Here is a 26,376-nt window from a genome sequence, read left to right on the forward strand (position 1 = left end):
GCTCAGCGCTGCTCGTGCAGGGCGCCGAGGTCCTCGTGGTCCCGGTGCGAGAGCGGCTCCACCTGGAAGGTGGTGTGCTGCACGTCGAAGTGGGTGCTCATGCACGCGTCGAGGGCGTCCAGGATCTCCCCGACCCCCCGGGCCGCGAGCGCCTCGTCGGTGACGGTGACGTGGGCGGAGAGGCTGGCCATCCCGCTGGTGATCGTCCAGGCGTGCAGGTCGTGCACCTCGACCACGCCGGGGGCGTGCATCAGGTGGTGGCGCACCTCGTCGAGCTCGAGGTCGACGGGCGCGATCTCCAGCAGCACCCGGGCGACGTCGCGGATCAGCACGAAGGCCCGCGGCAGGATCAGCGCCGCGATCACCAGTGAGGCGATCGGGTCGGCGACGTACCAGCCGCCGAGCCAGACCAGCACTCCCACCAGCACGGCGAGGACCGATCCCAGCAGGTCGGCGAGCACCTCGTTGAGCGCGCCGCGCAGGTTGAGCGAGCCCCGGTCGCCGCGGCTGAGGATGGCCAGCGAGACCGCGTTGGCGACCAGGCCGACCAGGGCGAACCCGACCAGCGGCAGTCCGTCTACCTCGGGCGGGTCGCTGAGCCGCTGCAGGCCGCTGACCGCGATGTAGCCGCAGACCACCAGCAGGATGACGCCGTTGAGCCCGGCTGCGATCACCTCGACCCGGTGATAGCCGAAGGTCGAGCGGCGTCCGCCCGGCAGGGTCGCCACGTAGGACGCACCCAGGGCCAGCACCACCGCTCCGGCGTCGGTGGCCATGTGCCCGGCGTCGGCGAGCAGCGCGAGCGACCCGGTGACCGCGGCCCCGACCAGCTCGACGACCAGGACCGTCGCGGTGACGGCGAGCGCCCAGCGCAGCCGCCGGCGATCGGCGGCGCGACCCGCTGCGTGCCCGTGGCCGTGCCCGTGTCCCATGCCACCAGGGTAGGCAGCAGCGTCAGGAGATCGTGTCGACCTTCCAGGTCCCGTCCTCCGCGACGAGGTGGAACCGGTACTGCTCCCGGTGCTCGGCGCCGTCCATCCGGCAGACCACCACCGCGGTCGCCGTCGACTCGTCGACGGTCTCACCGCCCAGGGCCCAGTCGAACCGCTCGGGCAGCGCGGCGGTGCACTCCCCGTTGTGGTCGAGGAAGGTGTCGGTGACCACCGCCATCGCGGCGGCGCAGTCGCCGTCGGCGATCGCACGGAGCAGCGTCTCCACCGTGGCGCCGGGGGTGTCCTCGGGGAGCGGCGCCGGCGCCGTCCCGCCGGCCGTCCCGTCCGTCGCCCCGGGCGAGCCGTCCGACGCGCCCGGCGTGGACGCGCCCGCCGTGCTCCGGGACCGGTCGCCGGCCGCTGGGTCGTCCTCGGCGCCGCCGAGCGCCACGACGGCCACCAGACCGAGCAGCACCACCCCGACGGTCAGCGTCGCCCAGATCGCCGGACGCATCCGGCCTCGGGGCTCCTCGCCGCGGTCGACGTCGTGGTCGCTCACGCTGCGAGCCTAGGTCCGGTCCCCAATCCGCAGGGGGCTCAGCCCCGCGCCCTCCGCGACCAGTACGACGCCAGCAGCAGCACGATGCCCACCGCGAGCGCGACCAGGCCGATGTTGCGTGCGTGCGGGCCCAGCGACTCCAGCACCACCTCGGTGATCAGCCGCACCAGCCCGGACCGGCCCTGCTCGGCCTCCTCCGCGGCCCGGTCGCTGAGCGGGCCGGAGGCGAGCATGGTGACGCCGGCCGCGAGAGCGATGCCGAGGCTCCCGAAGCCCGCGGTGCGCAGCCGCCCCCGGACGCCGGGGGCGATGACGACGGCGGCCAGCAGCAGCCCGCCGACCACCCACGGTCCGATCCGGGCGACGTCCTCGAGGAGCAGGTAGTTGTCGCGCTGCTCGAGGAGGGTGGACTCGCGCACCAGCGGCACCTCGAGGGTCATCTCGGGCAGGCTCAGCGCGGAGAGCCCCTGGCCGGCGAGTCGTTCCAGGACGTCCTGGAAGAGCGGGCTGATGTCGATCCGCACCCAGGCGTCGTCGTCGGCGTCGGTGCCGTCGTGCGCCAGGGCCATGAACTCGGCGTGCAGGTCGCGGTTGGCCTCCCGCCAGAACTCCGGGAAGCCCGGGCTCCGCACCACGGCCTCGGCCGCGTCGGCGACCTGCTGGTCGACCTGGTCGGGCAGGGCGAAGGGCAGGTTCTCCTCCAGCGCCGCGACGGTCGCGACACCGAGCTCGTCGGCGAGCTCGTCGCGCAGCTCCGGTTCCTCGGCCAGCGGGGCGACGGTCTCCACGTAGGCGTCGACGTCGCTGGTGCGCTCGTAGCCCCAGGCGGCCGTGATCACGAACGGTGCGAGCACCGTCGCCACCACGACCAGGGCGGCGGCGAAGAATGCTCGCACCTCAGCGCGCTCCCGGTGCCCGGTCGGGCTGGATCAGGTCACTCACCCTCGGGGAGGAGGAGTCGTCGCAGTCCTTGGAGTTGCACTCGTCGGAGACGAGCCAGTCGCCGTCCTCCTTGGCGAGGTGGATGAACGCCGGGTCGGTGCTCTTGGTCTCGCCGTCGAGCTCGTCGTCGATGTAGTCCTGGTTGTCACCGGTGTACTCGGTGGTCACGTCGAACTCGACGATCGCCTTGGAGTCGGTCTCGTCGTGCACCTCGACGACCTCGGAGGAGTAGTCGATGTCGTCCTGGATGTCCTCGATCGACTCGCCGTAGGTGTCCTCGAACTGCTGGCCGTACTCTCCGAAGTCCTCGGCCGCCTCCTCCTGCTTGTCGCCGAGCTCCTTGCAGGAGTCGACCTCCTCGGAGTCGAGGGCCTCCTTCTTGCGGTCCTCGGTGAGCAGGCCGCACGCCTCCTCGTAGTCGTCGTCCAGGATCGCCTCGACGTAGTCCTTCGCCGTGTCCTCCGGGCTGTTGCCGGAGAGGAGCAGGAACCCGCCGATGCCGCAGATCAGCAGGAGCAGCGCGGCGCCGCCGGCGGCGAGGCCGATCCAGAGGCCCTTCTTGCTTCCGCCGCTCGAGCCGCCGCCGTACCCCGGCTGACCGGGCGCGCCGTAGCCCTGCTGGCCGTAGCCCTGCTGGCCGTAGCCCTGTTGCGGGTAGCCGCCCTGCTGGGCGTAGCCGCCCTGCTGGTTCGGGTCGTAGCCCCCCTGCTGCGGGTAGCCCCCCTGCTGGGCGTAGCCGCCCTGCTGGTTCGGGTCGTACCCGCCCTGGCCGGCCGCGCCCGCCGCCGCACCGCCCGCCGCCGCACCGCTGCCGTGGTCGGCAGCCCGGTTCGGGGCGATCTGGGTGGGCTGGTCGTGCACGCTGCCACCGGCGCCCGCGCCACCGTCGGCGCCGGTCCCCGGCTGCGTGTGGTCGGTCCACTGGGTGCCGTCCCACCAGCGCTGGTTGCCCTGTCCGTCGGGGTACCACCCGGGAGGGGTCGAGGGCTGGTTCGGGTCGGACATGGCATCTCCTCGCGAAGATCGTCGTGGCAGATCGTGTGGTGGCGGATCGTGGGCCATCCTCGCACGCGCGGTGCCGACCCTGCCCGCCCCGTCAGCGTTGCGGACCGGGGAAGAGTCCGGCGACGAACTCGAGCTTCTCGACCACGCGGTCGGGGATCACGAAGGGGTAGACGTCCGCCTTCCCCATCGAGCGGTTGATCTGGTTCAGCGCGATCGAGAACGGCACCCAGACGCCGCGCACCAGGTCGCCGAACGAGGAGAACGCGGACGGGTCGACCGAGAGGAGACCGTGCTCGGCGGCGGTCTCGCAGGTGTCGGAGATGTGCAGCACGTGGGCGAACGTCTCCGCGAAGTCCTCGAACGGGTGCATCGTGGCGTAGGTGCTGATGTAGGACTGCTCCCAGCCCTCCGGCGCACCCTCGGCGTAGTGCCGGTCGATCGCCGCCTGGTAGTCGGCGGTGTCGTCGCCGAACAGCTCGCGGCACCGGGCCACCTGCTCCTGGTCGCCGGACTGCAGCAGCCCCATCTGGACGAAGTGCCCGGTCTCGTGGCGCAGGTGGCCGAGCATGGTCCGGTACGGCTCGCCGAGGTCGACCCGGATCCGCTCCCGGCGGGCGTCGTCGGACTCGGCCAGGTCGATCGTGATCACCCCGTCGGCATGGCCGATCACCACGTCCTCGCCCGCCTCGGCGCTGGAGGAGAGCAGGTCGAAGACCAGGCCGTCGGTGGAGATCCCTCGCGCGTCGAGCTCCACCAGCAGGTGGCGCTTGGCCGCCTCCGCGTCCGGGAGCTGCCCCATCCCTCGGCGTCGGTGTCCGCGGGTCGGGTGCGGGTCAGGTCGCAGGCCGAGCACTGGCCGCCCTCGTGCCGCGCCAGCCAGGTGCACCCGGTCAGGTTCAGGTTCGCGCAGACGTGCCAGACCAGCCCGTCGGCGTCGACGTACCGGCCCGCGTCGTCGACGGGGACGATCTCCCGCTCGGCGCGGGAGAAGCCCAGCGCGCTCCCGCAGGAGTAGCACAGCGAGTTCTCCAGGTAGAGCTGGTTGCCGCAGGCGCGGCAGCGGAACGACTTCACCCGCGGTCTCCCTTCCTCGTGGTCGGCGCCGGGCCGGTCGGCCCGGCGTCCTGGGTACCGGTACCCAGTGGCGCCACATCGACCGAGACCGTCAGCGTGGAGGTGCTCGCCTCGGTGAAGATGACGCCTTTGACCGGCGGTACGTCACCGTAGTCGCGCCCCCAGGCCACCGTGACGTACCGGTCGTTCTGCCACTGGTCGTTGGTCGGGTCGAGCGAGAGCCACTCCTCCTCCCCGAGCCAGACGGCGAGCCAGGCGTGCGACGCGTCCGCGCCGACCACCCGCTCCTTGCCCGGCGGCGGGTCGGTGGCCAGGTAGCCGCTCACGTAGCGGGCGGCCAGCCCGTGCGCCCGCAGGCCGGCCAGCGTGAAGTGCGCGAAGTCCTGGCAGACGCCCGCCCGGCGGTGCAGGATCTCGGGCACCGTCGAGGTGACCGTGGTGGCGGTGGCGTCGTACTCGAAGTCGGTGTGGATCCGGTGGATCAGCTCGGTCACCGCCTCACCGACCGGACGCCCCGGGGTGAGCGACGCGGCGGCGTACTCGCGCGCCCCCGGGTGCATCGGCACCGCCGGGCTGGCCAGCGCGAAGTCGGTGGCCCGCCAGGCACCGGGCGCGAGCGGGTCGACCAGCGGGCGATTCGCCTCCCACGGCCGGGCGAGCAGGTCGGCGCGCGGCTCAGGGGCGACCACCTCCACCTCGCCCTGCCCGGTGATCACCAGCTCCGTGTGCGCCTCGACGACCTGGAAGTAGGTGACCCGGTTGCCGTGGAAGTCGACCGAGGTGGAGAGGTCGGTCGGCTCCGGCCGCAGCCCCACCCGGTACGGCGCCTCCGCGGCCCCGACCCGTTGCCAGGGCAGCTCGCGCGGGACCAGGTGCGCCACGCCCAGGCTGTCGGTGACGTCCTCGTCGTAGGTGTAGGTGGTGTGGTGGGTGACCTGGTATCTCACGACACCTCCTCCTCGACGACCGCGCGGGTCTGCAGCGAGCCGAACGGCCGGGGACGCGGGCCGGTGGCGAAGTGCAGCGCACCGGCCGCCTCGGTGATCCGGCTGACCTGCGCCTCCACCGAGTCGAGGAACCCGGTCAGGTTCGGCCGGTCCGCACCACCGATCGCGACCAGGGTGGCGGAGTCGGTCGCGGCGACCTCCGCGATCAGCTCGTCGAGCAACCGTTCGGGTCGGGTGGAGCCGGTCGAGGCCTGCTGGGCGGCCAGGTGGCGGGCCGCCTCGGTCAGGCTGAAGGTCAGCGACCGCGGGTTGTCGCCGTCCATCAGCAGCAGGTCGAGGACGCCGGCGGGACGCACGTAGTCGCGGTAGCGACGGCGGTGGGTGACCGCGCTCTCCGAGCTGGCCAGCACCGCGCTGAGCACCTCGCGGTCCACCTCCAGCCCGCGGCGCACGGTGACCACCCGGAGCAGCCGGCACAGCTGCAGTGCCCGCTCCAGGTGCCGCCCGAGGCCGATCATGTGCCAGCCCGGGTCGCGGATCATGCTCGCGGTGACCCCCTGCAGCGAGAGCACCCCGGCCAGCATCCGGCCCGCGGACTCGCCGATGGCATGGCTGTGCGGGGAGGCGCGCAGGGCCGACCCAGCGCGGGCGGTGATGCCGAAGACCCGCCACACGTCGAGCGAGAGCTGGTCGCGCACCCCCGCCAGCGCGTCGCGCAACGCGGAGAGCGACTGCGCCGCCGAGCCCTCCCGGTCGGCGTCGAGCAGCACCGAGCGGAACTCCTGGCCGAGGTCGTCGCTGCTGCGGCCGGCCAGCGAGGCCAGTACGCCGAGCATGATCTCCAGGCTCATCCCGCCGGTGGTGCGGGGGCGGGTGCGGTAGTCCTCGGCGAGCACGTGGGCGGCCAGCACCAGGCGCAGCATGTCCTCGGCCCGCTCGGCGTAGCGGCCGACCCAGAACATGTCCTCGAGGATCCGCGGGACCGTCGAGGGCGTGGACCGGACCGAGGTCATCGGCCGCACCTCGGCCAGCCCCTGGTCCGCCTCGGCGGCGCTCGACTTGAGCACCCAGACGTCCTTGCTGCCCACCGCGCGGCCGCCGTCGCGGATGCTGGCCATGCCCCCGAGCAGCGGACGGTAGGAGGAGCCGTAGCGCAGGGTGAAGGTGCGCAGGCTGATGTCGGCGGGCCGGGCCTCCCCCGCGACCAGGCCGGGGCCTGGGAGAGCGGCAACCGCAGCTGGCCGACGTAGCGGTGCGGCGCGGCCAGGATCCGGCGGCGCAGCAGGTCCGGGGCGAGCTCGGTGATCTGCACCCCGGTGCCATCGGTGGTCCGGATCGCGAGCTCGTCGAGCCGGCCGAGCACGTGGTCCAGGCTCTCCGGGTCGCCGCACCACCAGGTCGGCACCGAGTCCAGCCGCAGCGCCTCCCCGAGCAGGTGCTCGCACATCGCGTCCATGTAGGCCAGCAGGCCGGGGTTCTCCAGCACGCCGGCACCCAGGCTGTTGACCACGCGGACCCGCCCGCGTCGTACCGCCTCGGCCAGGCCGGCCACCCCGAGCTGGGAGTCGCCGCGCAGCTCGAGGGGATCGCTCCAGGCGCTGTCCACCCGGCGCAGGATCACGTCGACCCGCTCCAGCCGCAGCGGCGTGCGCATCAGCACCCAGCCGTCGCGCACCACCAGGTCGCTGCCCTGGACCAGCGGGAAGCCGAGGTTGGCCGCGATGGTCGCCTGGTCGTAGAAGGTCTCCGAGTGGGACCCCGGGCTGAGCACCACCACCCGCGGGTCGGCCAGGTCCTCCGGCCCGGACTGGAGCAGCGCCGAGCGCAGCGCCCAGAGGTACGGCGCCATCCGGTGCAGGTCGGCCTCACGGTAGAGCTCGGGCATCACCCGGGAGAGCACCTTGCGGTTCTCCGCGGCGTAGCCGAGGCCCGACGGGGCCTGGGTGCGGTCGGCGAGGACCCGCCACTCCCCGTCGGCGTCGCGGCCCAGGTCGGCGGCCGACAGCACCAGCGGGCGGGGGTCGATCGCGCCGCTGCGCGCCATGATCCGGGTGAAGCCGTTGTGCCCGTAGACCAGCGCCGGTGGCAGCACCCCGTGCGCCAGCAGGGTCTGCTCGCCGTAGAGGTCGACCAGGATCGCGTTGAGCAGCTCGGCGCGCTGGGCGAGACCGATCTCCAGCGACTTCCACGCGGTCGCGTCGAGCACCAAGGGCATCGGGTCCAGCCGCCACGGCGCGGGCCGCTGGCCGGGGCGGGAGTAGGTGACGCCGTCGTCGGCGAGGAACCGGGCGATCTCGTCGTCGACCCGCTCCAGCTCGCGCGCGCTGATCGCGACGGCCACCTCCGCCAGCGGCTTCCAGCCGGGGCGCAGGCTGCCGTCGGGCTCGACCAGCTCGTCGTACCGGGGGCTCGAGGAGCCTGCGGTCGGGACGAGCGCAGGCTGGTGCAGGCCGGCGACGTAGTCGCGGAAGACGGTCACCTTCTCACCGCGGCGCCGGCACCCGCCGGAGGTCGAGGGTGTGCGGGTACTCCTGGTCCCCGGCGCGGTCGCGCAGCGCGGTCAGGGCGGCGACGTCGACGGTCCCGGCGGTGTTGCGCCGGGCCTCGAAGCGGCCGGCCCGGCGGGCCTCGGCCTCGTTGGCGTTGACCGGCGGGTGGTCGTAGGTACGTCCGCCCGGGTGGACCACGTGGTACGTCGCACCGCCCAGGCTGACCCCGGCGTGCAGGTCGACCACGTCGAAGGTCAGCGGCGAGTGCACCGGGATGGACGGGTGCAGGCCGGACCAGGGCTGCCAGGCCTTGTAGCGGACCCCGCCGTAGAACCCGTCGCCGGGAAGCCCGGGGACGGCGGTCGCGGTCGGTGTCATCGGCACGGGGACACCCTGACACGTCACCAGGTGCCGGTGCGGGTCGATGCCGGCGACGCTGACCTGGATCCGCTCCACCGAGGAGTCGACGTAGCGCGACGTGCCGCCGCCGGTGGCCTCCTCCCCCAGCACGTGCCAGGGCTCCACGCCCTGGCGCAGCTCCATCCGGATCGGGGCGCCGCCCCCGGCGCCGTCGGTGACGTCGGAGAAGCCGATCCGGGGGAAGCGGAACTCGGTGAACGGGGCCAGCCAGTCCACGTCGAAGGCGATCCCGGCGGCGTTCAGGTCGGCGACGACGGCGGTGATGTCGGCGACCGCGCCCTGCGGCAGCAGGAAGTCCTCGTGCAACCGGGTGCCCCAGCGGACCAGCGGGCGCCGGGCGATGTCGAGCGGCTGCTCCCAGAACATCGCGACCAGGCTGCGCACCAGCAGCGCCTGGACCAGCGCCATCTGCGGGTGCGGCGGCATCTCGAACCCGCGCAGCTCCAGCAGGCCGAGGCGGCCGCGGCTCGAGTCGGGGCTGTAGAGCTTGTCGACGCAGAACTCCGCACGGTGGGTGTTGCCGGTCAGGTCGGTGAGCAGGTGGCGCAGGGCCCGGTCGACCGTCCACGGCGCGACCGGGTCGCCCGAGGAGGCGGCCTCCGCGGCGATCCGGCCGACCTCGGCGATGGCGATCTCCATCTCGTAGACGGCCTCCGGGCGACCCTCGTCGAAGCGGGGCGCCTGGCTGGTCGGGCCGATGAAGCGGCCGGAGAAGAGGTAGGAGAGCGCGGGGTGCTGCTGCCAGTAGGCGATCAGGCTGACCAGCAGGTCGGGGCGGCGCAGCAGCGGCGAGTCGATCGGCGCCCGCCCACCCAGGGTGAGGTGGTTGCCGCCGCCGGTGCCGGTGTGCAGCCCGTCCAGGTCGAACTTCTCGCAGGTCAGGCCCGCGTGCCGCGCCTCGGAGTAGAGGCGGGTGACCAGGTCGCGCTGCTCGCCCCAGCTGCTCGTCGGCTGCACGTTGACCTCGACGACGCCCGGGTCGGGCGTCACCGACAGCGTGGTCAGCCTCGGGTCCGGCGGCGGCGGATAGCCCTCGACGACCACCGGGCACCCGGTGCCGGCCGCCGCGCTCTCCACGACGTGCACCAGGTCGACGTAGTCCTCGAAGCGGGTGGTCGGCGGCAGGAAGACGTGGACGTGCCCGTCGCGGGCCTCGAAGGCCACCGCGGTCCGGTCGGCGCCGCGCGGGTCGGCCAGCGCCACCGCCGGCACGCCGGGCTCCGCGGCCTCGCCCGCCTCCAGGTACGACGGCTGGGCCGGGGCCTCCGGGTCGACCCAGTCGATCGAGTCCAGCGGCAGTCGCAGTCCGACCGCGCTGGTGCCGGGGGTCAGCACCAGCCGGCCCCGGCGCAACCGCCACACCGGCGAGGTCCAGCCGGTCTCGGCCAGCGCCAGCGGCACCACCCAGCCGGTCGGCGTGCGGACCTCCGCGTCGAGCCGGGCGAGCAGGTCGGTGGCGTCCTCGTCGAGTCGGTCGAGGTCGGTGTCGGGCGGGTCGCCGTACGGCTGGCGGACGTGGTCGACGAGCGCGGCGAACGGGTCCTCGAAGGCGGGGCGGACCTGGCTGTCCGGCAGCGAGAGCAGGTGGGCGAAGCGGCGGGCCAGCTCCTCGGCCCGGGTGGCGGCGTCGGCCAGCGCGGTCCCCTCGTCCCACGGGTCGGCGAGCCAGGACGGCTCGCGCCACAGCGGAACGCCGTCGGCGCGCCACTGCAGGGCGATGCTCCACCGCGGCAGCGGCTCCCCCGGATACCACTTGCCCTGGCCCCGGTGGACCAGGCCGCCGCGGGCGAAGGTGTCGGTGAGCCGGTCGGCCAGCGCCGCGGCCAGCTCGCGCTTGGCCGGACCGTCGGCGTCGGTGTTCCACTCCGGGGTGGAGGCGTCCGCCATCGACACGAAGGTGGGCTCCCCGCCCATCGTGAGTCGTACGTCGCCGGCGACCAGCCGCTCGTCGACCGCGGCGCCGAGGGCGTCGATGCGCTGCCACTGCTCGTCGGCGTAGGGCGCGGTGACCCGGGGGTCCTCGTGGATCCGGGTCACCCGGTTGTGGAACGCGAAGGCGACCTCGACGGGGTCGGTGGCGCCCTCGATCGGCGCGGCGGAGCTCGGGTGCGGGGTGGCGCTGAGCGGGATGTGCCCCTCGCCGGCGAAGAGGGCGCTGGTCGGGTCCATGCCGACCCACCCGGCGCCGGGGATGAACACCTCGGCCCAGGCGTGCAGGTCGGTGAAGTCCTCGGTGGGCCCGGCGGGTCCGTCCACCCCTTCGGTCGCGTAGGCGTCCGGGGCGAGCTGGACCAGGTAGCCGGAGACGAACCGGGCGGCCAGACCGTACTGGCGCAGCAGGCTGACCAGCAGCCAGGCGCTGTCGCGACACGAGCCGATCCCGATCCGCAGCGTGTCGTCCGGCGACTGCACACCCGGCTCCATCCGGACCGAGTAGGCCACGTCACCGTGGACGGCGGCGTTGAGGCCGGCCAGGAACTGCACGGTCGGGACGCCGTCGTCGGGCAGCGCGGGCAGCTTCTCCCGCCAGCGGGCCGTCTCCTCGGCCCCCGGCACCGCCCGCAGGTAGGGCGCCAGGTCCGCGGCCAACCCGGGCTCGTAGTCGAACGGGAACCGCTCGGCGTGCTCCTCGATGAAGAAGTCGAACGGGTTGATCACCATCATGTCGGCGACCAGCCCGACGGTGATGTCCAGCTCGGCGACCTTCTCCGGGAAGACGAGTCGGGCCATCCAGTTGCCGAACGGGTCCTGCTGCCAGTTCAGGAAGTGGCCGGCCGGCTCCACCTTCAGCGAGTAGGCCTCGATCGGGGTCCGGCAGTGCGGAGCCGGACGGAGCCGCACCACGTGCGGACCGACCGCGACGGGTCGCTCGAAGCGGTACGTCGTCCGGTGCTCCAGTGCCACCTTGATCGCCATGGGGACACCCTAGGGAACGGGGCGGCAGGACGGGTTTCGTCGCGGTGACGTCCTCGCGGTCCCCTGCATCCCAGAACCCGGTCCTCGGTGTCGGTAGCCTTCACCCGACCACCGCGCCCGGAACAGACGAAGGCAGACGCAGCGTGCCCGCACCCACGCCTCAGCAGCAGGCTCAGCTCGACCGCGCGCTGCGCCTCTTCCCGGCCCGGATCCGACGCATCGCGGACTACCTCCTGGGGACCTGGTTCGGCCGGGTCGGCCTGGGGTTCGCCTGGAGCATGCAGCGCATCGAGATCTTCGACCGATCGATGGCCGTCGCCGCTCAACTCTTCACCTCGGTCTTCCCGGTCCTGATCATGATGGCGTCGTGGGTCGGCAATGCCGACGTGGTGCTGGTCGAGACCTTCAACATGCCCCAGGAGGCCAGCTCCGCCGTCGGGGACTCCCTCGACGACGGGGGCAACACGACCTTCGGGATCATCGGCGGGATCATCGTGCTCGCCTCCGCCACCAGCCTCTCCCGCGCGCTGGCCCGTGCCTACGCGACCATCTGGTCGATCCCCCGCCCCAAGAGCAACGTGGCCTCCGCGTGGCGGTGGGTGGCGGTCGTGCTCGGTCTGGCGATCATGGTGGTGGCGCTGCGGCGGATGCAGTCGGTCACCGACGAGCTCCCCCCGCAGCAGCTGTGGACGATCGTGCTGGTCACCCTGCTCTACCTGGCGATGGGGGTGCTGGTGCCGTGGATCCTGCTCAAGGGTGTGGTCACCATGCGCGCCGTGCTCACCGGCGCGGTCCTCTTCGCCGTGGTGATGCTGCTGGTCCGCCCGTTCTCCAACGTCTGGCTGCCGCACGCGCTCGAAGCCAGCGCGGTGCGCTACGGCTCGATCGGCGTGGCGTTCACCTACCTCGCCTGGTTCTACGTGATCGCCTGGGTCTACCTGGCCGCGGCAGTGCTCGGTCAGGTGCTGGTCAGCGACGAGGGCGAGGTCGGTCGCCGGCTGCGGGGGAAGAAGCCGCTGATCCGGCTCGATCGCGGGGACGCGTCCACGGACACCCCGAGCCCTGAGCCGGCCCACCGCGCGGGCAAGCCCGGGCAGCGCTCAGCCGGCCTCGCGGTCGATCTTCCACACACCGCCGACCCGCTCGAGCACCAGCGTGGTGGTGTACTCCTCGTCGACGCCGGCGACCGCGGTGGTCACCGGCACCCGGGCGGTGTCGCCGTCGACCGTAGCGGCGCCGATCCGGAAGTCGATCTGGTCGAAGTCCCCACCGTCGAAGGTGTCCGGGTCGCAGCGGCCGTACTCGCGCAGGTAGGCGTCGGTGACCCAGGTGTCGGCCTCGGTGCACCTGCCCGCGATCACCGCGTCGAGATAGGCCTGCAGCGAGGCCTCCGGGGTGCCCGCGGCGAACTTCTGGCCGCTTCCTCCGGGATCGGTGGGCTGCGTCGGCTGCGTCGGCTGCGTCGGCTGCGTCGGATCGGTCGGCTCGGTCGGCTCGGTCGGCTCGGTCGGATCGGTCGGCTCGGTGGGTTCCGGGTCGGCCGGGTCCGTCGGCGCGCCGGACGACGTCGCGCCGTCGCCACCGGCGCTGGTGTCCTCGTCGTCACCGCCGGTGAGGACCAGGACCAGGACGACCGCGCCGACCAGCACCACGGAGGTGATCGCGGCGAGCACGATCCAGAGCGTCTTCCTCGGGCCGGGCGGCGGTGGCACCGGCACCGACCAGCCGCCTCCCGGTGGCCCCTGCGGGGGTCCCGGGGGTGGCGCCGACCAGCCGGGAGGCGGTCCCTGCGGCGGGCCGGACGGGGGCCCGGTGGGCGGTGGCGGCGGAGTGCTCACGACTTCCTCACGACTGGCTCGGGGCTTGCTCACGGACGGGGCGGACGATCGCCGACGGCGGTCGCCCCGGCCCCTACCCCGTCGCGCGGCTGCTCACTCGTCGTCGTCGATCTTCCACACGCCGTCCTCCTTCTTCAGGGTCAGCGTGCCGGTGTCGCTCTCGCCGCGGTAGCTGATGGTGACCCGCACCGTCGCGGTGCCGCCGTCGATGGTCGCGTCGCCGATGTCGAACCGGTAGCGCGCGACCTCGTCCGGGTCGAGCTCGTCGACGGTGCAGCGGCCCTCACGACGCAGGTAGGCGTCGGTCACCCACTTCTCCGCCTCGACGCAGTCGGCGGCGCGGGCGGCCTCGACGTAGGCGACGATGGTCGCCTCCGGGGTGCCCTCCGGGAAGTCCGGGAGGTCGGTGGAGGCGTCGGTCGGGCTGTCGGTCGGGCTGTCCGTCGGGTCGGTGGCGTCGGTCGGGCTCTCGGTGGGCTCGTCGCCCTGGTCGGCGTCGGCCGGCCCGTAGGCGACGACCTCCCACTCCCGCTCCTCCTCGGTCAGCTCGAAGGAGTACTCCTCGGTCCCCGCCTCCGAGGTGAAGGTGACCGGTACGACGGCGCTGCTGCCGTCGATCTCGGCCTCACCGACCTCGGCGGTGACGTCGCCCGAGGCCAGCAGCGCCCAGTCGTCGCTGGTGCAGACCTGGTCCTCGAGCGGGTCCTCGAGGTGGTCGTCGGCCGCCTCGCAGTCGTCGGCCTCGGCCGCGTCGATCACGGCCTGGACGACCTTCACCGGGTCGCGGGAGACGGCGTCCTCCTGGGCGTCGTCGTCATCGCGCAGCAGGAGCACCAGCAGCAGCACCCCGACGATGAGCAGCACCGCCAGCAGTGCGCCGAGGATGATCCAGATCGCCTTCTTCGAGCCCCTCCGGGCGGCGGCGGGGGTTGCGTCGGCACCGCCCAGCCACCGGGCGGTGGCCCCTGCGGAGGACCGCCCGGCGGGGCCCCTGCGGCGGACCGGAGGGCGGGCCTGCGGGCGGGCCTGCGGGCGGACCGGAGGGCGGGGGCCCTTGCGGCGGACCAGGGGGCGGTGGCGTCGGCGTACTCATGCTTCACCTCACGGGTTCGCGGTCAGGTCGTCGAGATAGCTCTCGAAGTAGGACTCCCACTCGGAGGGATCGGTGGGGAAGTCGCTGAGCAGGTCGGTCGGCAGGTCCGTCAGGAAGTCGGTCGGCAGGTCCGTCGGCAGGTCCGGTGGCAGGTCCGTCGGGAAGTCCGTCGGGTCCGGGCTCGCCGGCTCGGTGCTCTCCTCGGTGGGGGTGTCCTCGGTGGCCTCGCTGCTGGCGTCGTCGCCGCGGTCCGTCTCGTCCTCGTCGCCGTTGCCCACGATCAGGAACGCGGCGATCACCACCGCGGCCACGATCACCAGCGCACCGATCACCCCGAGGATGATGACGAGGGTCTTCTTGCTGTTGCCGTCGCCGGGCGGCGGGGGGCCCGGCGTCCACGGTGGCTGACCGGGTCCGCCGGGGCCACCGGGTCCGCCCGGTCCGCCCGGTCCGCCGTAGCCCGGCTGCTGCGCGCCGTAAGGAGGTGGCGGCGGCTGCTGCGGAGCGCCGTACGGCGGGGGCTGCTGCGGGTAGGGCGGCGGCTGCTGCGGCAGCTCCGCAGTCGGGTGGTCAGGGTTCGAACCGGACACCGGGACTCCTTGGATCCGTGCTGCCGGCGCAGCGTGCGATCACCACCGTAGACCAGCGCAGCCCCGCCCCTGCGGGGGTTTCAGCCCGCCAGCGGGCCCAGCGTGTCGACGATCCGGGCGTTCGCCTCGGCCTCGCCGACGGTGACCCGGACGCCCTCGCCGGCGAAGGCGCGGACCGAGAGGCCGACCCGTTCGGCCGCCGCCACCAGCTCGGGGGTGCGCCGCCCGACGGGGAACCAGACGAAGTTGCCCTGCGCCTCCGGCAGGCGCCAGCCGTGCGCGGAGAGACCGGCGACCAGGCGCTCCCGCTCCGCGACCAGCGCGTCGACCCGCTCCAGCAGCAGGTCCTGGGCGTCCAGCGAGGCGACCGCGGCGGCCTGGGCGACCGAGGAGACCCCGAACGGCAGGGAGACCGACCGCACCGCGCCCGCGATCGCCGCGGTGGACGCGAGGTAGCCGACCCGCAGACCGGCCAGTCCGTAGGCCTTGGAGAACGTCCGCATCAGCGCGACGTTGCTCCGCTCGCCCAGCAGCCGCAGGCCGTCCACCGGGTCGTCGTGGCGCACGAACTCGGCGTACGCCTCGTCGACGACCACCAGCACCCGCGGAGGGATCCGGTCCAGGAAGGCCTCCAGCTCGCTGTGTCGCAGGGCGGGGCCGGTCGGGTTGTTCGGGTGCAGACCACCAGCACCCGGGTCCGGTCGGTGACCGCGGCCGCCATCGCGTCGAGGTCGTGGCGGGCGTCGGCGGTCAGCGGCACCTGGACCGCCCGGGCGCCGGCCACGGTGATCGCGATCGGATAGGCCTCGAAGGAGCGCCACGGCACCACCACCTCGTCACCGGGGCCGCAGAACGCGCTCAGCAGCTGGAAGAGCACCGCCGTCGAACCGGTGCCGGCGGAGATCTGCGCGGGCAGCAGGTCGAGACGGACGGCCAGCGCCCGGTAGAGCGCCCCGTTCCCCATGTCCGGGTAGCGCTCCATCACACCGACCGCCGCGGTCGCGGCCTCGAGCACACCGGGCAGCGGCGGGTAGGGGTTCTCGTTCGAGGAGAGCTTGTACGGCGTCAGCCCGGGCGGGGTGCTCGGCGGCCGCCCCGCGACGTACGGCGGCAGGTCGTCCAACTGCGGCCGGGGACGCGGCACGCCCCCGCTGCTCGTCGCGCGATCCGCTGCGTGCTGACTGGCTGCCATTCGTCCCTCCACCTGGTGCTGGCCGGTGCAGCGACCCTAGAACAACGGTGAAGCATCGAATCACCGGCTCCGAGGCCAGTCATGGCTAGGCCGCGCTCTCGCCCTCCTCGGCGAGCACCACGCTGCCGCCGGAGACCCGGGCCAGGTCGCGGTCCAGGGTGACGTCGAGCGGGTTGGTCAGGCAGCGCACGGAGCCGCCGCCGAGGTGGAACTCGGAGACGTCGACCACCACCACCTCGAAGCCCCAGCCGGCGAGCCGGTCGGCGACGTGTCGCGGGCAGGCGGGCATCACGACGGTCCGGCCGATCACCACGGAGTTCGCGCAGAAGGTGGTCAGCGCCTCCTCCTCGGTGATCACCAGCGGCTCGGGGATCACCTCCAGCAGCGCCTGCGCGGAGACGGGGTCGAAGGCGTCCGGGCAGACCAGCGCGCGACGGTCGTCGAGGGGCAGAAGGCGAGGTCGAGGTGATACATGCCCGGGTGGGTGATCCGCACCCCGCGGACCCGGACGTCGAGCTCGGCGGCGAGCAGCGGCAGTGCGGCGGCCTCGGTGCGCGGCCCGAAGCCGACCACGAGCTCACCACGCCAGGCGAACGCGTCACCGGCCTCGAAGTGCGGCCCCGCACCGTCTCCGCCGATCCGCACCGCGCGGTGGTCGTGCTGGGCGAACCACGCCTCGGCGGACCCGGTCTCCTGCTGCCGCTCCGGGTAGCGCATGTGGGAGAGGAGCACCGTCGGCTCGCCCGCACCGTCCGCACCGCGCCGGACGACGGGCAGCCCGAGGTTCATCGCATAGACCATGTCGGGCGAGTCGGGGCGGGCCTCGATCGCGCGCACCTCGGCACCGCAGCGGCGGAGGGTGGCGACCAGCCGGTGCCACTGCGCGGTGGCCCGCGTCGGGTCCGGCTGCACCGCGGTGTCCATGAACGGGTTGATCGCGTAGTCGACGCGGAACTGCGACGGCTCGACCATCGCGTAGGAACGGCCCCAGGGCAGCTCACCGTGGCGGGTGAGGTCGGTGGTGGCGGACGTGTTCATGGAACCTCCCTACGTCAATATTGTCAGACAATCTGACAAGAGAGTAGGCGCTTCGCCGCACGGCGCCAAGTCGACCCGCCTGGAGCGCGCACGATCCGCGGGGCGCGGCACAATGGGCGCCATGTCCGGGAGGTTCGAGACCCTCAGCGTGGAGCACGCCTCCACCACCGCGCGCGTGGCAGCCGAGCTGCGACGGGCGGTCTTCGAGGGCGAGCTGGAGAGCGGCACCGCACTGCGCGAGATCGCGCTCGCCGAGTCGCTCGGCGTCTCCCGGCCCACCGTGCGCGAGGCGCTGACGGTGCTGGTCGCGGAGGGACTGGCCACCCGCGAGCCGCACCGTGGGGTCAGCGTCGCCACCCCCGAGGCATCGTCGGTCCGGGACGTGTGCCGGGCACGTCAGGTGCTCGAGGGCGCCGGCGTCGAGGGCTGGGACCGCGCGGGCGACGAGGACCGGCTCCGGGTGCGCACCACGCTGGACGCCTACACGCGGGCGGTGCGCGAGGGCGCGTCGTACGAGGAGCTCAACGAGCGCCACCTCGCCTTCCACGTCGCCCTGGTCGGCCTGACCGGGAGCAGCCGCCTGGTGCAGATGGCCGAGGCCCTGATGGACGAGCTCAAGCTGGCGCTCGCCCAGGTCGACCGGCTCAACCGCAACGCGCACGACCAGGCCGACACCCACGAGGCGCTGGTCGACCTGCTGGAATCGGGTCGGATCGAGGGCGAGGACGGCGCCCGCTCGTTCCTGCGCCACCACATCGACGACGCCGAGGTCGAGATCATCGGCGCGCTCGGCCTGGAGTGAGCGGAGCGCACCGCCGAGGTGGCCGGTGATGCCACACTTGCCCGCATGCTCGCCTTCCTCTCCCGCTGGGCCATCACGGCAGCCTCGCTCGCGCTCGCCGCGCAGCTGATCGGCGGCATCTGGTTCGAGGGACCCCGCAACGGCCAGGCCGAGATCGAGCACAAGATCGTGCCGCTGCTCCTGGTCGCGCTCATCTCCTGCGCGGTGACCGCGTTCGTCAAGCCGCTGATGACGCTGCTGTCGATCCCGTTCATCCTGGTCACGCTGGGCCTCTTCCTGGTCGTGCTCAACGCGCTGCTGCTGAAGCTCACCGCGTGGCTGGCCGACCTGGTCGGGATCGGGTTCCACGTCGAGGGCTTCTGGCCGGCCATCGGCGGAGCCCTGATCATCAGCATCACCACCTGGTTCCTGGACGCGATGATCGGAGTCGAGTCGTGACCGTTCCCGAGCCGCGGACCCCGGGTCGCTACCGGATCGCACTGATCTGCCTGGGCAACATCTGCCGGTCGCCGATGGCCGACGTGGTGCTCGAGGACCGGATCCGCGGGGTGGGTCTGGACCAGCAGGTCGACGTGGTCAGCGCCGGCACCGGCGACTGGCACGTCGGCGAGCCGATGGACGCCCGGGCCGCGGCCCTGCTCGCCGAGGAGGGCTACGACACCTCCCGGCACCGGGCGCAGCAGGTCGTGGCCGCCTGGATCGAGGAGTACGACCTGCTGCTCGCCATGGACGCGACCAACCTCGGCGACCTGCGCGCGCTGGACCAGACCGGCGGCGCCACCGCGGACGGTCGCCTGCGGCTCTTCCGGGACTTCGACCCGATCCGCCCGGGGAGCGACGTACCGGACCCCTACTTCGGCGGTGAGGCGGGCTTCCGCGACGTGCTGACCATGGTCGAGCGGACCAGCGAGGTGCTGGCCCGGGAGATCGCGGACGCGCTGGCGCTCTGAGCCGCGCACCGGCCAAGGGTCGGCGGCGGCCGGCGGCGGGTCGGCGGCGGGATGAGTAGGGTCACCTGCATGAGCACGCAGCCGACGTACGCGGAACTCGCACCTCTCCCGGCCTACGCCGACCAGCCGGTGCCGACGGCGTTCGAGGACATCAACGGGTACCTGAACGTGCGGCACTACCTGGGCATCGGCAGCGAGGGGCTGGACGAGTCACTGGCCGAGCTGGGCATCCCGTGGAACTGGCCGGTCGCCGACGGGCACGCCTGCCTCTCCGCCGAGCACCACGTCCGGTACCTCCACGAGCTCAAGACCGGCGACCAGATGTCGGTCCGGGTGCGCCTGCTGGGCCGCTCCGAGAGGGCCGCGCACGCGCTGGTCTACCTGCTCGACGACACCAACGAGCGGCTCGCCTGCGTCTTCGAGGAGATCTTCCTCCACGTGCTCGTCGAGCCGCGCCAGACCGCGCCGTGGCCGGGAGCGATCGCGGAGGCGATGGACAAGCGCATCGCCGAGCACGACGGCCTCGGCTGGCAGCCCGCCACCTCGGGGTGCCTGGCCCTCCGTTGAGCGGGTCCCGGGCCTCCGACACCCGCCGGAGACCCCCGGCGGTGAGGCGTCTCACACCCTCACGGGCCCGGGACATCCAGGCGTAACCGGGGGTCAACCTTCTGGCGATCTTGGCGGCGCAGGATCTTCCCATGACCGAGCTGATCGCCTCCCTCTACCGACCCGGTGCCGCACCCACGGACGCCGAGAAGGTCGCAGCCCACCAGGCTGCCCAGGACGCTGCCACCGCCGCCCAGACCCGTCGCAACGCGCTGCGTGACCGCCACGCCCGCAACCTCACCACGCTGATGACCGAACGTGACGACCTGCGGGGCGTGCACGCGCTGGCCGACTTCGTCGACGACGCCGTCCGCTGGTCCGCCTGAGACGGTCTCCTCCACCGGCTCCACGAGCGGCCGGGCGCGGACCCTCCGCGCGGCACGCTCGGAGCTCCGGGTCGACCCGGGTGGCCGCGCGGAACACCGTCATTCACCCGTCGGCGACTAGACTCCGGCGACGTGATCTTCAAGCGCGTGGGGACGGGCGTCCCTATCCCGACCACGGGCTGACCGCGAAGGGGTGGGCCGCCGTTCCGCCGCGCCAGGTGCGCCTCGACGACCTGGTCACCACGAAGGACACCCTGCAGCTCACCTCACTGCTCGACGAGGACTCCACGTTCTTCGGCGACCTCTTCGCCCACGTCGTGCTGTGGCGCGGTGACTACTACCTCGAGGACGGCCTGCACCGGGCCCTGCGCGCGGCGCTCCAGCAGCGCAACGTGCTGCACGCTCGGGTGATCCGGATGGAGGGCTGATGAGTCTGTCGGCGACCGGCCGCTCGGCGGTGACCCTGGTGGTCCTGGCCGTGCTCTTCCTCGGCGGCATCACCTGGGCCTGGAGCCGGGTCACCGAGCCGTTCCCGGAGGCGCAGGAGACCCCGCTGTGCACCGACACGACGGTCTCGGCCGGCTCGTCGGTGCGCCCCGGCCAGGTGCTGGTCAGCGTGCTCAACGCCAGCGGCCGCAACGGGCTGGCCGGCGAGACCATGGACGCCCTGGTCGAGCGTGGCTTCGGCAAGGGCGAGAGCGGCAACGTCTCGGTGGCGGGCGCCAAGACGCTGAGCGCCCAGATCTGGACCAGCGACCGGTCGAACCCGTCGGTGGCGCTGGTCCGCAGCTATCTCGGGAAGGGTGTCGAGATCGTCGACCAGGAGGCCGGGACCGCCGGCGTCACCGTGGTCGTCGGCGAACGCTTCGACCACGTCACCAAGGGTCGCAAGCGGGTGAAGGCCACCGAGGAGACCACGGTGTGCGCCCCCGTCCTGGTGGCCGAGGAGACCCCCTGACCGGTGCGGCGCGGCTACCTGCCCAGCCGCTCAGTCACCAGCCGCTCAGTCACCGGCCGCTCGGTCACCAGCCGCTCAGTCGCCGAGCCACTGGGCCAGCCGACCGCCGGCACTGACCTGACGCAGCCGACGCTCGGTCGACTCGCGCTGCTTGCGCGGGGTGACCACCAGCAGCTCGTCCCCGTGCCGGAGCACGGTCCGCCGCTCCGGGACCATCGCGGCGCCGTCGCGGATCACCATCGAGACGCTCGCGCCCGTGGGCAGCCGCAGCTCGCCGACCTCGACGCCGTGCATCTTCGACGCCGGGCTGATGGTGACCTGGAGCAGGTCGGCCGCCACCCGCTCCAGCGGCGCCGCCTCCACCTCCAGGTCGCGCGGCTCCGAGCGCCGGGCCACCTTCAGCACCCGAGCGACCGTCGGCAGCGTCGGCCCGGTCAGCAGCGTGTAGATGATGACCATCACGAAGACGATGTCGAAGAGGTTGTCGGCGTCCTCGACCCCGGCCGCCAGCGGGATCGTGGTCAGCACGATCGGTACGGCGCCGCGCAGGCCCGCCCAGGAGATGAACGAGAGGTCGCGCAGCGACATCGGCTGCACCACCGCGCTGAGCAGGACCGAGAGCGGCCGGGCGACGAAGGTCAGGATCAGGCCGGCCAGCACGGCCAGCCCGATCGTGGACCAGCTGATCCGGTCCGGGGAGAACAGCAGCCCGAGCATCACGAAGAGCCCGATCTGTGCGATCCAGGCCAGGCCCTCGACGAACGAGCGGGTGGCCAGCCGGTGCGGCAGGTCCGCGTTCCCGAGGACCAGCGCGGCGACGTACACGGCCGCGAAGCCGCTGGCGTGCACCGCCGAGGAGGCGCCGTAGGCGATCATCGCCAGGCAGAGCACCGCGATCGGGTAGAGACCCGAGGACGGCAGCGCGGCGCGGCGCATCACCCAGGCGCCGCCGAATCCGGCGGCGAGCCCGAAGAGCATGCCGACGACCAGCTCGAACGCGATGATCCCGACCATGCCGAGCACGCCGTGCTCGAGGGCGGAGCCGCTGGAGATCAGCGTCACCAGGACCACGGTGGGCGCGTCGTTGAGACCGGACTCGGCCTCCAGCGCCCCGGTCAGCCGACGCGGCAGCGGCACCACCCGCAGCACCGAGAACACCGCGGCGGCGTCCGTCGGCGAGCAGACCGCGCCGAGCAGCACCGCGAGCTCCCAGGGCAGTCCGAGCACGTAGTGGGCGGCGACCGCCACCACGCCGACGGAGACGGTGACGCCGATCGTGGCCAGCGCCAGTCCGAGCCGCATCGACGGTCGGGTCTCCCGCCAGCTCGTGGTCAGGCCACCTTCGGCCAGGATCACCGCCAGTGCGGCGAAGCCGAGGGCGTGGGCGAGCTGCGCGTCCTCGAACCCGATGCCGACCACCGACTCGCCCAGCAGCACGCCCATCAGCAGGTAGATCAGCAGGCTGGGCAGCCCGGCGCGGGTGGAGAGCCGCACCGCGAGCACCGCCAGCAGTGTGACGACCGCGCCACCCAACACGAAGGTGTCGAGCTGGTGGACGTCGAAGGTCATGTCACCTCGCGGTCGGGCGGGCGGAGCCGCAGTCTATCGGTCCGGCTCCCCCGTCGTCGTCCGGACGCGGAGCCGCGGACGGCCCCGGGGAGCCGACGGGACCAGGCATCGACCGCACCCGGACTGGACAGGTGTCCACCAGGGCTCGCATCAAGATAGAACTTGTTCTAGATTCGGGGCATGACGACGACTCCAGCCGGCCTCGCGATCCCCGCCACCGTGCCCGCCAGCGCGCTCGCCGACGCCGAGCAGTGCGACGTGCTCGTGGTCGGCTTCGGCATCTCCGGGGGCTGCGCCGCGCTCGAGGCGGCCCGCGCCGGCGCCCGGGTGGTGCTGCTCGAGCGGGCCGCCGTGCACGGCGGCACCTCGTCGATGTCGGGGGGTCACTTCTACCTCGGCGGCGGCACCGCGGTGCAGCGGGCGACCGGTCACGAGGACTCCGTCGAGGCGATGATCGCCTACCTGGAGGCCAGCACGAAGGCACCGGACAAGGAGAAGATCCGGGCCTACGCCGAGTCCTCGGTGGAGCACTTCGACTGGCTGGAGTCCCTCGGCTTCGAGTTCGAGCGCAGCTACTTCCCCGGCAAGGCCGTGATCCAGCCCGGCACCGAGGGGCTGATGTTCACCGGCAACGAGAAGGTCTGGCCCTACCGCGACGAGATCCCGCCGGCGCCGCGCGGCCACAAGGTGCCGGTGCCCGGCGACACCGAGGGCACCCGGATCGTGATGGACCTGCTCCGGGACCGGGTGCTGGAGGCCGGGGTCGACGTCCGCTTCGAGACCGGCGCCACCAACCTCTGCGTCGACGAGGACGGCGACGTGGTCGGCCTCGCCTGGCGCTCGTTCGAGCGGACCGGGCTGATCCGCAGCGACGCTGTGGTCATCGCGGCCGGCGGGTTCGTGATGAACGCCGACATGGTCGCCCGCTACACCCCCGCCCTCGGCGAGAAGCTCTTCACCCTCGGCTCCACCTACGACGACGGGCTCGGCATCCGGCTCGGCGAGTCCGTCGGCGCCGCCCTGGAGCACATGGAGGAGCCCTTCATCACCGCACCGTTCTACCCGCCGTCCTCGCTGGTCAAGGGGCTGATCGTGAACCAGGAGGGCAAGCGGTTCGTGGCCGAGGACTCCTACCACGCCCGCACCTCCCACCAGGTGCTGCAGCAGCCCGGTGCGACGGCGTACCTGATCGCCGACAGCGCGCACATGGAGGAGCAGCGGATGCCGCTGGTCCCGCTCAAGGACGGCTACGAGACGATCGAGGAGATGGAGGAGGGGCTCGGCCTGCCCGCCGGCTCGCTGACCGCGACGATGGCGCGCTACAACGAGTACGCCGCCCGCGGCGAGGACCCCGACCTGCACAAGCACCCCGACTGGCTGGCGCCGCAGACCGAGGGGCCGTGGGGGTCTACGACCTCACGCTCGGCGTCGCGCTCTACGCCGGCTTCACCCTCGGCGGCATGGCCACCGACGTCGACGGACGGGTACGCCGCACCGACGGCTCGGTGATCGGCGGCCTCTACGCCGCGGGGGCCTGCGCCTCCAACATCGCCCAGGACGGCAACGGCTACTGCTCCGGCACCCAGCTGGGCGAGGGCTCGTACTTCGGGCGGCGGGCCGGCCGGCACGCCGCCGGGGCCACCGGCTGACCCCGGATCCCGCGAGCGCGTGACTCTCGGACGGACGACGGGAGAGACTGGCCCCGTGGACGACGTCGAGCTGTGGCTGGTCCGGCACGGTCCGACCGAGTGGAGCGAGGCGGGGCGGCACACCTCCGTCACCGATCTGCCGCTGCTGCCCTCCGGCGAGGACCGCGCCCGGGCGCTGGCCGGCCGGCTCGCCCCGCAACGCTTCGACCTGGTGCTGTCCAGTCCGCGCCGGCGGGCACGTCGTACCGCCGAGCTCGCCGGGTTCGCCGAAGCGGAGGTGGACCCGGACCTGGCCGAGTGGAGCTATGGCGAGTACGAGGGCCTGACCACCGCCCAGATCCGCGAGCAGGTCCCCGGCTGGACCATCTGGACCCACCCGGCGCCGGGCGGGGAGAGCGACGTCGAGGTCGCCGCCCGCCTCGACCGGGTGGTACGACGTGCCCGCGGCGTCCGGCGCACCCTGGTCTTCGCCCACGGTCACTCGCTGCGCGCCCTCGCCGCCCGATGGCTCGGTCTGCCCGTCGGCGACGGTCGGCTGCTGCGTCTGGACACCGCGACCGTCTCCGCGCTCGGGTTCGAGCGGGAGACGGCTGTGGTGCTGCGGTGGAACGCCTGAGCGGTGCGGGTTTCACCGGTCAGCCGGGGAAACCCGCACGACACGCCGGGGCGCATCGGCGTGTCGCGCGGGTTTCGGCCGACAAGTACCACCTCACCCACCCCCGATCGGCGTCGGAGACGATGGCCCCATGACGAGTCTCGACCGCCTCGCATCCGCCCAGCGGGCGAACGTCCCCCCGTTCCACGTGATGGACCTGCTCGCCGCGTCGGCGCGCCGCCAGCAGTCCCACGGCGACGTGCTCAACCTGCTCGCCGGGCAGCCGAGCACCGGCGCCCCCGCACCGGTCAACACCGAGGCGATCCGACTGCTCGGCTCCGGCGACCCGCTCGGCTACACGCCGGCCACCGGGATCGCCGAGCTGCGCGAAGCCATCGCGGCCCACCACCGGACCCGCGACGGGATCGAGGTGAGCGCCGACGAGGTGGTGGTGACCACCGGCTCCAGCGGCGGCTTCCTGCTGGCCTTCCTCGCCGCCTTCGAGGTCGGCGACCGGGTCGCCATCGCCCGCCCCGGCTACCCCTGCTACCGCAACGTCCTCGCGGCGCTGGGCTGCGACGTCGTCGAGATCGCGACCGGACCCGACACCCGGTTCCAGCCGACGGTCGAGCAGCTCGATGCCACCCACGCGAGCGCCCCGCTCGCCGGCCTGGTGGTCGCCAGCCCGGCCAACCCCACCGGCACCATGCTCTCCCCCGACGAGCTCGCGGCGATCGCCCGCTGGTGCGAGGAGAACCGGGTCCAGCTGATCTCCGACGAGATCTACCACGGCATCGAGTACGCCGACGCGCACGAGCGGTGGGCCCGCTGCGCCTGGGAGACCAGCCGCGACGCCGTGGTGTTCGGCTCGTTCTCCAAGTACTTCTCGATGACCGGCTGGCGTCTGGGCTGGATGCTCGCGCCGGACCACCTGCGCCGACCGGTCGACGTGCTCACCGGCAACTTCTCGATCTGCCCCCCGGTGCTGGCCCAGCGCGCCGCGCTCGCCGCCTTCACCCCACAGGCCCAGACCGAGCTCGACGCCCACGTCCGCCGGTACGGCGCGAACCGCGCCCTGCTCCTCGACGGCCTGCGTCGGATCGGGCTGGACCGCCTCGCCCCGGCCGACGGCGCCTTCTACGCCTACGCCGATGTCAGCCATCTGACCCACGACTCGATGGCCTTCGCCCACGACCTGCTCGCCGCGACCGGTGTCGCCGTCGCCACCGGGGTCGACTTCGACACCGTCGACGGTGGACGGTTCCTGCGGTTCAGCTTCGCCGGCGCCGGAGCCGATATCGTGACGGCACTCGACCGCATCGACGGCTATCTGGGAGCACGATGAGCGCAGCGAAGGCGCCGACGGCGCAGCCGCGCGTGCGCGACACCCAGGGCGCCGGCGATCGCCCGACCCTCCCGGCCCGATGACCCGCCCGGCGTCGTACGGCGACAGCGCGGTGATCGCGCGTCGGGCGGACCGGCTGCGGGAGCACGCCGCCGACCTGCAGGCGCTCGCCGACCGGCTGGTGGCGCGGATCGAGGCGCTGGGCTGGGCCGGCCGGGCGGCCGACGCGATGCGCGAGCGGGTCGCCGCGCGCGCCGCCCACCTCCGCTCGGTGGCCAGCCGCCACGAGACCGCCGCCGACGCGCTGGACGCCCACGGCCGGGCGGTGACCGCCGTCAAGGAGGAGATCAACCGGATCGAGGTCCGGGCGCGCAGCGCGATCGCCGACGCGCAGGCCCGGGTGGCGAACGCCGCGGCCGCCGAGGCGGAAGGCACCGGAAGCGCCGCGGACCCCGACGACGAGCGACTCGCCGCCGTCGTACCGCCGCCGCGCGGCCACCGCGACTGGTTGGATGTGGAGCTGCCGGGTCGCTGACCCGGC

Annotated in this window: 27 protein-coding genes and 3 pseudogenes; 13 read left to right on the forward strand and 17 right to left on the reverse strand. The window is 73.2% G+C overall.

Annotated features, from left to right (window positions below; genetic code table 11):
* Positions 1–2: 2 nt before the first annotated feature.
* From FIV43_RS13920 to FIV43_RS13955, 10 genes are all read right to left on the reverse strand, one after another.
* Positions 3–932, reverse strand: a complete 930-nt coding sequence (locus FIV43_RS13920) for a cation diffusion facilitator family transporter (RefSeq protein ID WP_141014613.1) — start codon at positions 930–932, stop codon at positions 3–5.
* A 22-nt stretch (positions 933–954) separates the two neighbouring features.
* Positions 955–1,491 (reverse strand): hypothetical protein, encoded by a 537-nt coding sequence (locus FIV43_RS13925; RefSeq protein WP_141014614.1) that lies wholly within the window; start codon positions 1,489–1,491, stop codon positions 955–957.
* Between the two features lie 38 nt (positions 1,492–1,529).
* Positions 1,530–2,387, reverse strand: coding sequence for a hypothetical protein (locus FIV43_RS13930; RefSeq protein WP_141014615.1), 858 nt, complete (start codon positions 2,385–2,387; stop codon positions 1,530–1,532).
* A 1-nt stretch (position 2,388) separates the two neighbouring features.
* Positions 2,389–3,438, reverse strand: a complete 1,050-nt coding sequence (locus FIV43_RS13935) for a DUF2510 domain-containing protein (protein ID WP_181407491.1) — start codon at positions 3,436–3,438, stop codon at positions 2,389–2,391.
* Between the two features lie 91 nt (positions 3,439–3,529).
* Positions 3,530–4,192, reverse strand: a complete 663-nt coding sequence (locus FIV43_RS13940; RefSeq protein ID WP_231123965.1) for a putative zinc-binding metallopeptidase — start codon at positions 4,190–4,192, stop codon at positions 3,530–3,532.
* Complete coding sequence (locus FIV43_RS22550) at positions 4,105–4,512, reverse strand: zinc-ribbon domain-containing protein (RefSeq protein WP_231123392.1); 408 nt, start codon at positions 4,510–4,512, stop codon at positions 4,105–4,107. Before FIV43_RS22550 ends, FIV43_RS13940 begins: the two co-directional genes overlap by 88 nt.
* Entirely contained in the window at positions 4,509–5,459 is a 951-nt protein-coding gene (locus FIV43_RS13945; RefSeq protein WP_141014617.1) for a transglutaminase family protein, read from the reverse strand. The genes FIV43_RS22550 and FIV43_RS13945 overlap by 4 nt, the downstream gene beginning before the upstream one ends.
* Positions 5,456–6,577: an alpha-E domain-containing protein gene (locus FIV43_RS21535; RefSeq protein WP_196780808.1), complete on the reverse strand. Its 1,122-nt coding sequence runs from the start codon at positions 6,575–6,577 to the stop codon at positions 5,456–5,458. The genes FIV43_RS13945 and FIV43_RS21535 overlap by 4 nt, the downstream gene beginning before the upstream one ends.
* A complete protein-coding gene (locus FIV43_RS21540) occupies positions 6,469–7,938 on the reverse strand; it encodes a circularly permuted type 2 ATP-grasp protein (protein WP_196780809.1) in 1,470 nt (489 codons plus the stop codon). The genes FIV43_RS21535 and FIV43_RS21540 overlap by 109 nt, the downstream gene beginning before the upstream one ends.
* Positions 7,939–7,942: 4 nt before the next feature.
* Complete coding sequence (locus FIV43_RS13955) at positions 7,943–11,284, reverse strand: transglutaminase family protein (protein ID WP_141014618.1); 3,342 nt, start codon at positions 11,282–11,284, stop codon at positions 7,943–7,945.
* 308 nt (positions 11,285–11,592) lie between these two features.
* Here FIV43_RS13955 and FIV43_RS23875 point away from each other — a divergent pair.
* Positions 11,593–12,189, forward strand: a pseudogene (locus FIV43_RS23875) (hypothetical protein); the annotation flags it as partial.
* A gap of 195 nt (positions 12,190–12,384) precedes the next feature.
* Here FIV43_RS23875 and FIV43_RS13965 read toward each other — a convergent pair.
* The 6 genes and pseudogenes from FIV43_RS13965 to FIV43_RS13985 all read right to left on the reverse strand — a co-directional run bounded on the left by FIV43_RS13965 (position 12,385) and on the right by FIV43_RS13985 (position 17,035).
* Entirely contained in the window at positions 12,385–13,002 is a 618-nt protein-coding gene (locus FIV43_RS13965) for a hypothetical protein (RefSeq protein ID WP_181407492.1), read from the reverse strand.
* A 213-nt stretch (positions 13,003–13,215) separates the two neighbouring features.
* Positions 13,216–13,986 (reverse strand): DUF3828 domain-containing protein, encoded by a 771-nt coding sequence (locus FIV43_RS13970; protein ID WP_181407493.1) that lies wholly within the window; start codon positions 13,984–13,986, stop codon positions 13,216–13,218.
* A 237-nt stretch (positions 13,987–14,223) separates the two neighbouring features.
* Complete coding sequence (locus tag FIV43_RS13975; RefSeq protein WP_141014621.1) at positions 14,224–14,805, reverse strand: hypothetical protein; 582 nt, start codon at positions 14,803–14,805, stop codon at positions 14,224–14,226.
* 80 nt (positions 14,806–14,885) lie between these two features.
* A pseudogene (gene hisC / locus FIV43_RS13980) lies at positions 14,886–15,997 on the reverse strand (histidinol-phosphate transaminase).
* Positions 15,998–16,082: 85 nt separating this feature from the next.
* A complete protein-coding gene (locus FIV43_RS22560; RefSeq protein ID WP_231123394.1) occupies positions 16,083–16,373 on the reverse strand; it encodes a hypothetical protein in 291 nt (96 codons plus the stop codon).
* Positions 16,370–17,035, reverse strand: a complete 666-nt coding sequence (locus tag FIV43_RS13985; protein ID WP_231123395.1) for a dimethylarginine dimethylaminohydrolase family protein — start codon at positions 17,033–17,035, stop codon at positions 16,370–16,372. Before FIV43_RS13985 ends, FIV43_RS22560 begins: the two co-directional genes overlap by 4 nt.
* 121 nt (positions 17,036–17,156) lie before the next feature.
* Here FIV43_RS13985 and FIV43_RS13990 point away from each other — a divergent pair, with 121 nt between their 5' ends.
* The 7 genes and pseudogenes from FIV43_RS13990 (at position 17,157) to FIV43_RS14020 (ending at position 20,677) form a co-directional block, all read left to right on the forward strand.
* Entirely contained in the window at positions 17,157–17,837 is a 681-nt protein-coding gene (locus FIV43_RS13990; RefSeq protein WP_181407494.1) for a GntR family transcriptional regulator, read from the forward strand.
* A gap of 45 nt (positions 17,838–17,882) precedes the next feature.
* Entirely contained in the window at positions 17,883–18,275 is a 393-nt protein-coding gene (locus FIV43_RS13995) for a phage holin family protein (protein WP_141014623.1), read from the forward strand.
* The gene (locus FIV43_RS14000; protein WP_141014624.1) at positions 18,272–18,787 is read left to right on the forward strand and encodes a low molecular weight protein-tyrosine-phosphatase; all 516 of its coding nucleotides are present in this window, start codon (positions 18,272–18,274) and stop codon (positions 18,785–18,787) included. Before FIV43_RS13995 ends, FIV43_RS14000 begins: the two co-directional genes overlap by 4 nt.
* Before the next feature lie 69 nt (positions 18,788–18,856).
* Positions 18,857–19,354, forward strand: a complete 498-nt coding sequence (locus FIV43_RS14005; protein ID WP_181407495.1) for a thioesterase family protein — start codon at positions 18,857–18,859, stop codon at positions 19,352–19,354.
* A gap of 131 nt (positions 19,355–19,485) precedes the next feature.
* Complete coding sequence (locus tag FIV43_RS14010; RefSeq protein WP_141014628.1) at positions 19,486–19,719, forward strand: hypothetical protein; 234 nt, start codon at positions 19,486–19,488, stop codon at positions 19,717–19,719.
* A 132-nt stretch (positions 19,720–19,851) separates the two neighbouring features.
* Positions 19,852–20,147: pseudogene (locus FIV43_RS14015) on the forward strand (type II toxin-antitoxin system VapB family antitoxin).
* On the forward strand, positions 20,147–20,677 hold the full coding sequence (locus FIV43_RS14020; RefSeq protein WP_141014629.1) for a LytR C-terminal domain-containing protein: 531 nt from the start codon (positions 20,147–20,149) through the stop codon (positions 20,675–20,677). Before FIV43_RS14015 ends, FIV43_RS14020 begins: the two are co-directional and overlap by 1 nt.
* A gap of 75 nt (positions 20,678–20,752) precedes the next feature.
* Here the strand turns inward: FIV43_RS14020 and FIV43_RS14025 are convergent, their stop codons facing one another.
* Positions 20,753–22,246: a potassium/proton antiporter gene (locus tag FIV43_RS14025; RefSeq protein WP_141014630.1), complete on the reverse strand. Its 1,494-nt coding sequence runs from the start codon at positions 22,244–22,246 to the stop codon at positions 20,753–20,755.
* Between the two features lie 180 nt (positions 22,247–22,426).
* Between FIV43_RS14025 and FIV43_RS14030 the strand changes: the two genes are divergently transcribed.
* From FIV43_RS14030 to FIV43_RS14045, 5 genes are all read left to right on the forward strand, one after another.
* Entirely contained in the window at positions 22,427–23,755 is a 1,329-nt protein-coding gene (locus FIV43_RS14030) for an FAD-binding protein (RefSeq protein ID WP_269204017.1), read from the forward strand.
* Positions 23,707–23,895, forward strand: a complete 189-nt coding sequence (locus FIV43_RS23220; protein WP_269204018.1) for an FAD-binding protein — start codon at positions 23,707–23,709, stop codon at positions 23,893–23,895. Before FIV43_RS14030 ends, FIV43_RS23220 begins: the two co-directional genes overlap by 49 nt.
* A gap of 55 nt (positions 23,896–23,950) precedes the next feature.
* Positions 23,951–24,511, forward strand: coding sequence for a histidine phosphatase family protein (locus FIV43_RS14035; RefSeq protein ID WP_141014631.1), 561 nt, complete (start codon positions 23,951–23,953; stop codon positions 24,509–24,511).
* A gap of 130 nt (positions 24,512–24,641) precedes the next feature.
* Positions 24,642–25,835 (forward strand): pyridoxal phosphate-dependent aminotransferase, encoded by a 1,194-nt coding sequence (locus FIV43_RS14040; protein WP_141014632.1) that lies wholly within the window; start codon positions 24,642–24,644, stop codon positions 25,833–25,835.
* Between the two features lie 79 nt (positions 25,836–25,914).
* The gene (locus tag FIV43_RS14045; protein ID WP_141014633.1) at positions 25,915–26,370 is read left to right on the forward strand and encodes a WXG100 family type VII secretion target; all 456 of its coding nucleotides are present in this window, start codon (positions 25,915–25,917) and stop codon (positions 26,368–26,370) included.
* Positions 26,371–26,376 lie beyond the last annotated feature (6 nt).

The organism is Nocardioides sambongensis (assembly GCF_006494815.1).
GTDB lineage: Bacteria > Actinomycetota > Actinomycetes > Propionibacteriales > Nocardioidaceae > Nocardioides > Nocardioides sambongensis.